Origin of the sequence: Porphyrobacter sp. AAP82 (genome assembly GCF_000331285.1) — a bacterium.
GTDB lineage: Bacteria > Pseudomonadota > Alphaproteobacteria > Sphingomonadales > Sphingomonadaceae > Erythrobacter.
This window is the reverse complement of record NZ_ANFX01000038.1, coordinates 22,468-33,725: the sequence shown is the minus strand read 5'-3', so window position 1 is coordinate 33,725 and position 11,258 is coordinate 22,468. Positions and strand designations below refer to the sequence as shown.

Annotated in this window: 13 protein-coding genes; 5 read left to right on the top strand and 8 right to left on the bottom strand. The window is 66.9% G+C overall.

Translation table 11 applies throughout. From position 1 onward, the window contains the following. A partial coding sequence (locus tag D620_RS16845; RefSeq protein WP_233992074.1) for a hypothetical protein occupies window positions 1-222 on the top strand: 222 nt, incomplete at its 5' end. 58 nt (window positions 223-280) lie between these two features. Here the strand turns inward: D620_RS16845 and glmS are convergent. Next, the gene (gene glmS, locus D620_RS0113005; protein ID WP_017666256.1) at window positions 281-2,116 is read right to left on the bottom strand and encodes a glutamine--fructose-6-phosphate transaminase (isomerizing); all 1,836 of its coding nucleotides are present in this window, start codon (window positions 2,114-2,116) and stop codon (window positions 281-283) included. Window positions 2,117-2,314: 198 nt separating this feature from the next. Between glmS and D620_RS0113000 the strand changes: the two genes are divergently transcribed. Next, a complete protein-coding gene (locus D620_RS0113000) occupies window positions 2,315-3,838 on the top strand; it encodes a CpaF family protein (RefSeq protein ID WP_017666255.1) in 1,524 nt (507 codons plus the stop codon). A 137-nt stretch (window positions 3,839-3,975) separates the two neighbouring features. Here D620_RS0113000 and D620_RS0112995 read toward each other — a convergent pair whose 3' ends face one another. Then, window positions 3,976-4,215 carry a hypothetical protein gene (locus D620_RS0112995; protein WP_017666254.1) on the bottom strand — a complete coding sequence of 80 codons (240 nt, stop codon included), beginning with the start codon at window positions 4,213-4,215 and terminating at the stop codon, window positions 3,976-3,978. 65 nt (window positions 4,216-4,280) lie between these two features. On the opposite strand from D620_RS0112995, the gene D620_RS0112990 reads away from it, so the two are divergent. The 3 genes from D620_RS0112990 (at window position 4,281) to D620_RS0112980 (ending at window position 5,623) form a co-directional block, all read left to right on the top strand. Continuing rightward, window positions 4,281-5,192: a DMT family transporter gene (locus D620_RS0112990; protein ID WP_017666253.1), complete on the top strand. Its 912-nt coding sequence runs from the start codon at window positions 4,281-4,283 to the stop codon at window positions 5,190-5,192. Window positions 5,193-5,255: 63 nt separating this feature from the next. Next, on the top strand, window positions 5,256-5,390 hold the full coding sequence (locus D620_RS16100; protein WP_017666252.1) for an entericidin A/B family lipoprotein: 135 nt from the start codon (window positions 5,256-5,258) through the stop codon (window positions 5,388-5,390). Window positions 5,391-5,491: 101 nt separating this feature from the next. Then, window positions 5,492-5,623: an entericidin A/B family lipoprotein gene (locus D620_RS0112980; RefSeq protein WP_017666251.1), complete on the top strand. Its 132-nt coding sequence runs from the start codon at window positions 5,492-5,494 to the stop codon at window positions 5,621-5,623. Between the two features lie 9 nt (window positions 5,624-5,632). On the opposite strand, the gene D620_RS0112975 is transcribed toward D620_RS0112980, so the two are convergent. The 6 genes from D620_RS0112975 to D620_RS0112950 all read right to left on the bottom strand — a co-directional run bounded on the left by D620_RS0112975 (window position 5,633) and on the right by D620_RS0112950 (window position 11,222). Next, window positions 5,633-6,241: a DUF938 domain-containing protein gene (locus D620_RS0112975; RefSeq protein WP_017666250.1), complete on the bottom strand. Its 609-nt coding sequence runs from the start codon at window positions 6,239-6,241 to the stop codon at window positions 5,633-5,635. Continuing rightward, entirely contained in the window at window positions 6,238-7,827 is a 1,590-nt protein-coding gene (locus tag D620_RS0112970; protein ID WP_033376865.1) for a long-chain-fatty-acid--CoA ligase, read from the bottom strand. The genes D620_RS0112975 and D620_RS0112970 overlap by 4 nt, the downstream gene beginning before the upstream one ends. 51 nt (window positions 7,828-7,878) lie before the next feature. After that, on the bottom strand, window positions 7,879-8,328 hold the full coding sequence (locus D620_RS0112965; protein WP_017666248.1) for an ABA4-like family protein: 450 nt from the start codon (window positions 8,326-8,328) through the stop codon (window positions 7,879-7,881). After that, window positions 8,328-9,053 (bottom strand): NAD(P)H-binding protein, encoded by a 726-nt coding sequence (locus D620_RS0112960; protein WP_233992073.1) that lies wholly within the window; start codon window positions 9,051-9,053, stop codon window positions 8,328-8,330. Before D620_RS0112960 ends, D620_RS0112965 begins: the two co-directional genes overlap by 1 nt. Next, on the bottom strand, window positions 9,046-10,209 hold the full coding sequence (locus D620_RS0112955; protein WP_017666246.1) for a deoxyguanosinetriphosphate triphosphohydrolase: 1,164 nt from the start codon (window positions 10,207-10,209) through the stop codon (window positions 9,046-9,048). Before D620_RS0112955 ends, D620_RS0112960 begins: the two co-directional genes overlap by 8 nt. Before the next feature lie 308 nt (window positions 10,210-10,517). Further along, window positions 10,518-11,222 (bottom strand): aspartate/glutamate racemase family protein, encoded by a 705-nt coding sequence (locus D620_RS0112950; protein WP_017666245.1) that lies wholly within the window; start codon window positions 11,220-11,222, stop codon window positions 10,518-10,520. Window positions 11,223-11,258 lie beyond the last annotated feature (36 nt).

Here is an 11,258-nt window from a genome sequence, read left to right as displayed (position 1 = left end):
GCGCAACAGATCGGTCAGGATCTCGTGGGTCGTGCGCTTGCGTTGCAGCCCGGTGGTGACCGCCTCAGCCCGGCCACATCCTCTCCCCGCAGCCGCGTCGCATCGAACGCAGGATTGCGCGTCAATCCGAGCATGTCGGACAGCGGCAGCTCGGCAGGGAGCGCCGGCTGCGGTGAGGTGACTTCCTTGCCCACGGGCGGCATCTTAACCGCGAATGGTTAGTGGGCGGTAAAGCGCCGGGCGCGTGCGCCCTGGCAATAAGGTTAAGACAGCAGCCCGCCTATTCGACCGTCACCGACTTGGCGAGGTTGCGCGGCTGGTCGACATCCGTGCCCTTCACCAAGGCCACGTGATAGGCGAGCAGCTGCACCGGCACGGCATAGACCAGCGGCACGATCAGCGGGTGGACGACCGGCATCTCGATCGTGGCGATGCAGCCCTCGCCCGCCTGCGCGATGCCCTCGGCATCGGAGATCAGCACCACCTGGCCTCCCCGGGCGCGGACCTCTTCCATGTTGGAGACGGTCTTTTCGAACAAGGGCCCCGAGGGCGCGATCACCACCACCGGCACGGCATCGTCGATCAGCGCGATCGGGCCGTGCTTCATCTCCCCCGCAGCATAGCCTTCTGCGTGTATATAGCTGATTTCCTTAAGTTTCAATGCGCCTTCCAGCGCCAGCGGGTAATCCTGCCCGCGACCCAGATAGAGCACGTCGCGCGCCGGGGCGATGAGGTGCGCCATCGCGGCGATATCGTCATCATGGCCAAGCGCCGCGTTGAGCGCAGCGGGGGCCTCGAGCAGATGGCGAACGATCTCGGCCTCCTGCTCCCGGTTCAGGCGGCCCTTCTTCACCGCCATGTGCGCGGCCAGCGCGGCGAGCACGGCGAGCTGACAGGTGAAAGCCTTGGTCGAGGCGACGCCGATCTCGGGCCCGGCGTGGGTCGGCAGCAGCAGGTCCGCCTCGCGCGCCATGGTGCTGGTCGGCACGTTGACGACCACGCCGATCGTCTGCCCGTTCGCCTTGCAATGCCTGAGCGCCGCGAGCGTGTCGGCGGTCTCGCCGCTCTGCGAGATGAACAGCGCAAGCCCGCCCTCTTCCAGCACCGGATTGCGGTAACGGAACTCGGAGGCGACATCGATGTCGACCGGCACGCGCGCGAATTGCTCGAACCAGTATTTCGCCACCATCCCGGCATAGAAGGAGGTGCCGCAGGCGACGATCGTCAGGCGGCGCACGGCGGAAAGGTCGAAATCGATCTGCGGCAGCGCGACCGAATTGTCCGAGCGGCGCAGGTAGGAGGAGAGCGTCTGCGCCACCACGGTGGGCTGCTCGTAGATCTCCTTCTGCATGAAGTGGCGGTAATTGCCCTTCTCCACCGCCGCGGCCGAGGCGCCGGAGGCGCGGATCTCGCGGGTCACGGCGTTGTTCTGCGCGTCATAGACCTGCGCGCTGTCGCGGCGCACCACGACCCAGTCGCCTTCTTCGAGATAGGCGATGCGCTGCGTCAGCGGGGCCAGCGCCAGCGCGTCGGAGCCGAGATACATCTCCGCCTCGGCACCTTCCGGGCCATAGCCCAGCACCAGCGGCGAGCCGAGCCGCGCGCCGATCAGGAGGTCGGGGTGCGAACGGAAGGCGATGGCCAGCGCGAAGGCCCCGCGCAGGCGTGGCAGCACCGCGCGCACGGCATCGACCGGATCGGCGCCGCCCTCGACCGCATCGGAAATGAGGTGGGCGACGACCTCGCTATCGGTCTCGCTCTCGAACACGCGGCCCTTGGCGGCAAGCTCGCTGCGCAGTTCGCGGAAATTCTCGATGATCCCGTTGTGGACGATGGCGACCTCGCCCGTGGCATGGGGGTGGGCGTTGGCCGCGGTCGGCGCGCCGTGGGTCGCCCAGCGGGTGTGGGCAATACCGACAGTGCCGGGCGCCGGATCGCGCGCGAGCACCGTCACAAGATTGGCAAGCCGCCCTTCCGCGCGCCTGCGCACCAGCGCGCCATCACTGAGGGTGCAGATCCCGGCACTGTCATAGCCGCGATATTCCATGCGCTTCAGCCCGTCGACCAAGCGGTCGGCAACGCTGTCCTGGCCGACGATCCCGATGATGCCGCACATCTGTGGTAGCTCTTCCCTGTTGGATTTCGCCTTGCTCTAACCGCACGATCCTTAACGGCAACCCCCACGATCGGCGGCGCGGGACATGCTTAGGAAAAAAACAACCATTCCCTCCTATCTACCATTTGTCGTGATGTCCCTTTCGCCTGCTTAGGGCGAGACGGGGCACGATTTGGTAGAGACCCTCGGGGGCTGGGAATGAGCGCATTCGGCAAAAAGGGCAATGCAGGCGGAATGAAGCCGGGCTCGCGGCCCGCTTTCGGCGTTGCACGGCCCATGAAGGGTGCGGGCGCCGCGCCGCGCGGCGGCGACCAGTTCCCGCCGATCCCCGGCGAAGCCCCCGCACCGCGCCCTGCGCCCGCGCCCTCGCTGGCCAAGCCGCAAACAACCTCAGAGGCGATCGACCGGCTCAACGAACGCATGACTGCGGTCAACGAAGCCAATTCCGAAGTCGGCGGCTTTGAAGCCAGCGTCCACAAGATCAAGGAACAGGTGCTCCCGCGCCTGCTCGAACGTGTCGACCCCGAAGCGGCCGCCACGCTTTCCAAGGAGGAGCTCTCCGAGGAATTCCGCCCGATCATCATGGAGGTGCTGGCCGAGCTCAAGGTCACTCTCAACCGGCGCGAACAGTTCGCGCTGGAAAAGGTGCTGATCGACGAGCTGCTGGGCTTCGGCCCCTTGGAAGAGTTGCTCAACGATCCGGACGTGTCCGACATCATGGTCAACGGACCGGACCAGACCTATATCGAAAAGAAGGGCAAGCTCCAGCTCGCCCCGATCCGCTTCCGCGACGAACAGCATCTGTTCCAGATCGCCCAGCGCATCGTCAACCAGGTCGGCCGCCGCGTCGACCAGACCACGCCGCTGGCCGACGCTCGCCTGAAGGACGGCAGCCGCGTCAACGTGATCGTGCCGCCGCTCAGCTTGCGCGGCACCGCGATCTCGATTCGTAAGTTTTCGGAAAAGCCGATCACGATCGACATGCTGCGCGATTTCGGCTCGATGTCCGACAAGATGGCCACCGCATTGAAGATCGCGGGCGCCTGCCGGATGAACATCGTCATCTCGGGCGGTACAGGTTCGGGCAAGACGACCATGCTCAACGCCCTGTCGAAGATGATCGACCCGGGCGAGCGTGTGCTGACCATCGAAGACGCGGCCGAACTCCGTCTCCAGCAGCCGCACTGGCTGCCGCTCGAAACCCGCCCGCCGAACCTTGAAGGCCAGGGTGCGATCACGATCGGCGACCTTGTGAAGAACGCCCTGCGTATGCGCCCGGACCGCATCATCCTGGGCGAAATCCGCGGCGCGGAATGCTTTGACCTTCTGGCCGCCATGAACACCGGCCACGACGGCTCGATGTGTACGCTCCACGCCAACTCCCCGCGCGAGTGTCTTGGCCGTATGGAAAACATGATCCTGATGGGCGACATCAAGATCCCCAAGGAAGCCATCAGCCGCCAGATCGCCGAATCCGTCGACCTCATCGTGCAGGTCAAGCGTCTGCGCGACGGTTCGCGCCGCACCACCAACATCACCGAGGTGATCGGGATGGAAGGCGATGTGATCGTGACGCAGGAGCTGTTCAAGTTCGAGTATCTTGACGAAAGCGAGGACGGAAAGATCCTCGGCGAGTTCCGCTCGTCGGGACTGCGCCCCTATACGCTGGAAAAGGCCCGCCAGTTCGGCTTCGATCAGGCCTATCTTGAGGCGTGTCTCTGACACGCCGATCCGGGCCCTCCGGCCCGGATCGTTCGGCCTGACCGGCCCGCGGCGGGTTGGCCTTGCGACGCCTTCGACGTCGTTTGTCAAAGCGAGGCGTCCGTCTCTCTGCGTTCCGCAGGGATGGGGAGCCCCCGTCAGCCCTTCAGCACTGCCGGCAGGCTCATCGCCAAGAGCCCCGCGCCCAGCATCGCGGCGAGCAAGAACAGCCCGGTCCACGGCATCCACCCGACCTGTTCGAGCCGCGCCAGATTGCGGCTGCGCCCGCGTCGCCATTCCATGACACTCGCGAACACCGCGAACACCCAGCACGCCCCGCCCAGCAGGGCAAGCTGCGCCGCATCGCTCAGCAGTTCGAATTGCGCCACAAGGTTCATCACCGCCCCATTTAGGTGCGCGCGCGGCTTGCGCAATCCTTGGGGGTGGGCCAAGCGAAACGGCGATGGATGGCTCGATCGCCCGCCCCCGCCCGCTGCTCGCGCTCCTCGTGCGGCTGCTCGCCGCCGCCGCGCTGGCCACCATGGGCATGCTGGTCAAGCTGGCAGGGGACCGCGGCGCGCATCTGGTCGAGCTGATCTTCTGGCGCCAGCTCATCACCACGATCCTGCTGGGCGCCGGGCTTGCGCTGGCCGGGCGGCACGCGCTGCTCGGGACGCAGCGCCTGCCCGCCCACACCCGGCGCGCGGCAAGCGGCCTGATCGGGATGATCTTCACCTACGGCGCCGTCCTCCTCCTGCCCCTTGCCGAGGCGACCACGCTGGGCTTCACCGCGCCGGTCTTTGCGGTGCTGCTCGCCATGGTGGTGCTGCGCGAACGCATCGGCCCCTATCGCTGGAGCGCGGTGGCGATGGGCTTTGCCGGGGTGATCGTCGTCATGCAGCCCTTTGGCGCCTTGCATGAAGGCGTGACGCTTGCGGGGATCGCGGTCGGCCTCGTCGCGCCCTTCATGGTCGCACTTATCAGCTTCCAGATCCAGGACCTCAACACCACCGAAAACCCATGGAGCATCGTCTTCTGGTTCGCCGCCCTGTCCACCCCCGTCGCGGCAATCGCCCTGCCCTTCGTGCGGTCCGCGCATGACCCTCTCACCTGGGGCCTGATCCTCGGGATGGGGCTTGTCGGCGCAGCAGCGCAGATGCTGCTGACAACCTCGCTGCGCTTCGGATCGGCCGCGGTCATCCTGCTGATGGATTACACCGCGCTGCTGTGGGCAAGCTTCTACGGCTACACCGTTTTCGACCGCGCCCCGCCTGCCAGCCTGTGGCTCGGCGCGCCGCTGATCATCGGCGCGGGGCTGCTGATCGCCTGGCGCGAACGGCAGCTGGCCCGATCACGGGTGCATTCCGGCGAATAGGGTGGACCTTTCGCCCTCCAAGACCGGTTGGCTGCGGACCGACACCCTTGGAGGAGCTTGCCCATGACCACCCGCCACCGCAGTCTCGCCGCCATCGCGCTCGCCGCGATCACTCTTGCCACTGCTGCCTGCAACACCGTGGAGGGTGCGGGTGAAGACCTGCAATCGGCTTCGCGCGAGGTGAAGGAGGAAATCTGACCCTTTTCGCCCTGCGCGAACGGCGATCTGCCGCAAAGTCAGGAAATTTTCAGGATCGGGCGGCTTTGATCGGTGCGAAAACCACCGATGGGAGCCGTCCGATGATCCGCAAGCTGTTTGCCGCCGCCACTCTCGCCGCCCTGGCGCTGACCAGCACCGCCTGCAACACGGTGGAAGGCGTGGGCGAGGATATCAAGTCGGTCGGCCGCGCCGGAAAGCGCGCGATTGACTAGTCCGGGGGCTCAAACCGGGCGAAAAACAAGGGTCAAATTATTGGCAGGCATGGCGTAGCGCGCGCTGCGGACGAGCCCGTGGGTCGCCGCCAGACTGTCTACATCTTCGGCACGTCTGAGGCCCCACTGCGTATTGCGGGCGCGCAGGCTGGCGTCGAAATCAAGGTTGGACGCGGCTGTTTGGACGCCATCCTCAAGGAAAGGCCCGTAGCAGATCAGCGGCCCGCCCCCGCCCTTGCCCAACAAACGGGCAGCCCCCCGGAAAAGCCCCTGCGTCGCGGCCCACGGGCTGATGTGGATCATGTTGATGCACAAGATTGCGGCAGCATCGGCGACCGGCCACCTATCGGGTGCTGCTGCATCGAGCGGCACGGGTGCGAGCAGGTTCGTGCCCGGGTAGTCCGCGCGGTAATCGGCAATCGAAGCAAGCGCCTCGGGTGACGGATCGGTAGGCAGCCATGCGAGCCTACCGAAAAGCCCGGCGAAATGGACCGCATGCTCGCCCGATCCTGCCGCAATTTCGAGCAGCGTGCCAGACGCCGGCAGTTCGCGCGCGAGCACCTCGGCAATCGCCTCGCGGTTGCGCAGGGTTGCCGGCGCGTGCTGCCTCGCGCTCACGAGACCTGCCGCTCCTGCCCTTCCCAAAAAGGCGCGCGCAATTCGCGGCGCAGGATCTTGCCGCTGGCATTGCGCGGCATGACGGGGATGATATCGACGCTCTTGGGCGCCTTGAAGGCGGCGATCCGTTCGCGCGTCCAGGCGATCACGTCAGCCTCGTCCACCTCCATGCCCGGCTTGGCGACGACGCAGGCCTTGACCTCCTCGCCCCACCGGGCCGACGGCACGCCGATCACCGCGACCTCGGCGATCGCGGGATGGCCGTAGATCGCGCTCTCGACCTCTGCCGGATAGACGTTCTCGCCGCCCGAGATGATCATGTCCTTGATGCGGTCCTGGATATAGACATAGCCGTCCGCGTCCATGACGCCCGCATCGCCGGTGTGGAGCCAGCCATCGGCATCGATGGTCTTGGCGGTCGCCTCGGGCAGCTTCCAGTAACCTTGCGTGTTCGAGGGCGAGCGGATGCACACCTCGCCGATTTCCCCCCGCGCAACCTCGACATTGTCGGGCCCGCGCACCTCGATCCCGACCCCGGGCAGCGCCTTGCCGGCCGAGCGCATCCGCTGGTTGCCTTCGAGGCTGTGATCCTCGGGCGGCAGGATCGAGACCGTGCCGGTGGTCTCGGTCATGCCATAGGCCTGGAGGAACTGGGTGCCCGGCATGGTCTCGACCGCCTGCTTGAGCAGTTCGAGCGGCATCGGCGCGGCGCCGTAGATGAGATAGCGCAGGTTCGAGAAATCGGTGCTGGCCGCCTGCGGGTGCTGGATCACCATCTGCAAGGCAGCGGGCACCAAGAACATGTGGGTCGTCCCCGCCTCGATCGCCGCGAGCACGCCGGCGGGGGTGAATTCAGCCTCGAAGCGGCAGCGGATGCCTGCGAGCAGCGCGAGGCTGAAGGTCCCCGTGCCGCCGATATGCGCGATCGGCATCGCCACCATCATGCAGTCGCCGCTGCGGTAATCGGTGTAATAGGTCAGGCCTGCGGCGATCCCTTCGACGCGCAGCTTTGTGAGATTGGCGTTGGACAGGAGCACGCCCTTGGGGTGGCCGGTGGTGCCCGAGGTATAGAGCTGGAGGATCGGATCATCCGCCTCGCAGGGGGTGAAGTCCGCCGGTTCGCAGCCCCGCGCCTCGGCCAGCATCGCGGCATCGTCCACGAGTTCGGGCGGGCCTGCCAGTTCGCCCATCGCCGCTCTGGCAAGCTCCATGAAATCGGGCGTCGCCACCAGCAGCTTCGCCCCGGTATCGCCGAGGATATAGGCAACCTCGCGCGCGGCGAGCCGCCAGCCGATCGGTGCGATCACGATGCCCGCGCGCGCGCAGGCGCAATAGAGCAGGCCATAGCTCGCAGCATTCTTACCGAGGAATGCCACGCGGTGGCCCGCGCCGATCCCGCGCGCGGCAAGGAGGGCGATGATCTGCCGTGAGAGCCGCTCGACCTCGCCATAGGTGAAGGCATGGCAGGCGCCCTCTATCGCGGGGGCATCGGGCTGTTCGGCCGCCCAATGGGCGAGGACTGCGTCAAGGGTCAGGAGCTGGTGCTGCGCGATCTCGGCCATGCTGGTGTCTCTCTCCGTGGGCATGTTTTTGCCCGGGAGATTAGCCCAGCCACGCGCGCCGTCCAGCGGCGAATTTCAGCGAAACCGGCCCTGTCGCCGCGCGGCAGGCTCGCGCACGAGCAGCCAGATGCCGAGGCCGATCGGACCTGCCATCAGGGTCGCGAACAATATCGGAGCCTGAACGAGCCGCGAGATGTGCTTCGCATCGGCATCGCGGGCGATCCACAGGCCGACGAACAGGTCGAAGGCGAGGTAATGCGTCCAGCCGATCGTCACCCCGCCATCGGTGGCGAAGATCGCGCGGATGCCGGGGATGGTGGTGAAGTCCGCTCCGCCCCCGCCGGCGTTGGGGATCAGCCCGCTCATCACCCCGATCAGCCCGCCGGCATAGGCCACGCACAGCAGACCGACACCGAGATAGAGGATCGCCGAAAGCAGCGCCGGCCAGCGCGGCAGCAGGATCAGCGCGGTCCATGCGGCCAGCGCGAGGAGGTTCACCGCGTTGAACACCAGCGCCCAGTCCATCAGCCCGCCTCCTCGTCCTGCGCCGCGGTCTTGCGCCACTCGCGCGCGGCGCGGCGCATCGCCTCGTTGTCGTGGGTGAAGCGCCCGCCTGCACGGCGCAGCGCGAGGCCGAGCGCAGCCTCGGCAACCAGCCCTGCATCGATCGAGCGATATTGCTCCCACTTGCCCGACAGCAGCGGGTCGATCAGCGGCGCGGCGATGATCGCGGCGCGCTCGGCAAGGCGCAGGTCGCCCGCGCGTTCGCCCCTGAGCAGGCCGGGATGGAGGATGTCGAGCCGCTTGAACCCGATCCGGCTTACCGCCTCCTCGGTCTCGGCCTTGGTGCGCATGTAGAGCGCCTTGGACCGCTTGTCGGCCCCCGCCGCACTGACCAGCACCATGTTGGGGACGCCCGCGCGCTTGGCGGCCTCGGCGGTGGCGACCACGAGATCGTGATCGACGCTGCGGAACGCGGCCTCGTCGCGCCCGGCCTTCTTCCAGGTCGTGCCAAGCGCGCAAATCAGCGCGCGCGGGCGCACCGCATCGAGCACATCGCCCCACTTGCCCGGCTCGGCGACGAACATTTCCATCCGCGCCCCCGGCGGCAGCGGCGCCTCGCGCCGGGCGATCCCGAGGATGCGGACCTGGTCGCCCGCGCTCGCCAGCCCGATCACGCGCCGCCCGACAAGACCCGTCGCCCCCACCAGGGCGACCCGCACCAGCCCGGTCATGCGCGGCTCATACATTGATCAGCCCCTCGGGCCGGGTGCCGAAGATCTCGGCGACGGCCTTGATGGCGAAGCGATCGCTCATCCCGGCGATGAAGTCGGCGATCACCCGCGAACGCTGCGGCTCGGCCTGGGGGAGACGCGCCAGCCAGTCGTCAGGCATCAGCGTGGCATCCTGCGCGTAGGCGGCGAACAGCCGGGCCACGACATCGCGCGCCTTCTCCGCAGCGGCGATCTGTTCCGGGTGGTAGTAGAGGCGGTCGTACATGAAGCTCTTCAGCCGCCGTTCCTGCGCTGCCATCGCGGGCGAGAACCCGGCGATCTGGCGGCCGGCAGCGCGCACTTCGGCGACCGAGCCAAGCCCGCGGGCCTGCCCGGCGGAGTTGGCAATAACATCGTTCACCATCATCCCGATCTGGTCGCGTATCATCTCGCGCAGCAGGCGCTCACGCGAGGCGTGGGGAAAGCGCTTTTCGACCGCCCGCCACTGGTCTGCGAGGAAATCGAGCGAAAGCAGGTCATCGAGGGCAAGAAACCCCGCCCGCAATCCATCATCGATATCGTGGTTGTCATAGGCGATATCATCGGCGACGGCGGCGACCTGGGCCTCGAGCGAGGGCCAGCTCCTCAGCATCAGCGGAAAGGCCGCGTCGAGTTCGGCCAGCGCCCAGCCAGGGGCGGCGACCGGGCCATTGTGCTTGGCGAGGCCTTCGAGCAGGTCCCAGGTGAGGTTCAGCCCGTCATGCTCGGGATAGGGGCATTCGATCCGCATCACCGTGCGCAGCGCCTGCGCATTGTGGCAGAACCCGCCGCGCAGCTCCATCGCGTCGGACAGCGCGGCCTCGCCGGCATGGCCGAATGGCGGGTGGCCGAGATCATGGGCAAGGCACAGCGCCTCGGTCAGATCCTCGTCGAGCCCGAGCGCGCGCGCGATCACCCGCCCGATCTGCGCGACTTCGAGGCTGTGCGTGAGACGGGTCCGGTAATGATCGCCGTCCGGGGCGATGAACACCTGGGTTTTCGATTTGAGCCTGCGAAAGCTCATCGAATGGATGATCCTGTCGCGGTCGCGCTGGAAGGGGCTGCGCGGGCCGCGCTGCTCGCCCGCCTGCGCGAGCGCGAATTCGCGTCGCGGACCAGCGGCAGGATCGGCGGCGTAGGGGGCGCGGAACATCACGGGCTCAGCCCTTAGAAGCATGGCCGCCAGGGCTCAACAGGAACAGGGCGGGAACACCGGGAGTTGCAAGGAATTTCAACCGCTTGGCCCACGCGGAACTGGGGAGAAATATGGGGCCGTCCTCCGGTGATTGGGGGGGAGGAGAACGGCCCCAAGGGCCTGTCGGTGCGACCCGAAGACCCGGATGATGCCGTTACGTTTCCGTGACAAAATCCGGGGGCGCACATAGTGTGAGCGCTATCGGGTTGCACCCCGTGCAACGCCGCGATGCGGCGAGCCGCCCGAGCGGACGGACGAAACGAAAGTTAATGCACACCTTCCTGCTCGAGGATCCAGTTCGCTGCCGCCTCGCAGTGGATGCGGGTGGAATCGAAGATCGGCAGGACATTGGCGTCGATGTCGACCACCAGATCAAGCTCGGTGCAGGCCAGCACCACCGCGGCCGCCCCTTCCTGTTCGGTGTTGGTGATGATCGTCTTGAGCGTCCGCTCCGCCTCGCGGGTGACCTTGCCGACCATAAGCTCGTCATAGATGATCCGGTCGAGCATCTCGACATAGGCGAGGTTGGGCGGCAGCAGGTCGATCCCGTGGGCGACGAGGCGCTTGCGATAGAAGCTCTCGGTCATCACGTTGCGGGTTCCGAGCAGCGCCGCGCTGGTCTTGCCGGCGCGCTTCATGGCGAGGCCGACATATTCGGCGATGTGCAGGATCGGGATGTCCACCGCCGAGGCGACATCATCATAAAGCCGGTGCATCGAATTGGCGCCGATGATCAGCGCCTCGGCCCCCGCCCCTTCCAGCCGCCGCGCGCTTTCAATGAGGACGCTTGCCGCACGCTGCCAGTCGCGTTCCGCGGTGAGCGCGTAGAGCTGGCAGAAATCGAGGCTTTCGATCAGCAGCGGCGCGCTCGTCATCGGTGCGGCGCGTTTCTGGACGATGCGGTTGATCCGGTCGTAATAGGTGGCGGTCGACACCCAGCTCATGCCGCCGATGATCCCGAGTTTGCGCAAAGCTTGAGGGCCTTCCAGGTCAGTGTGCGAGTGCGA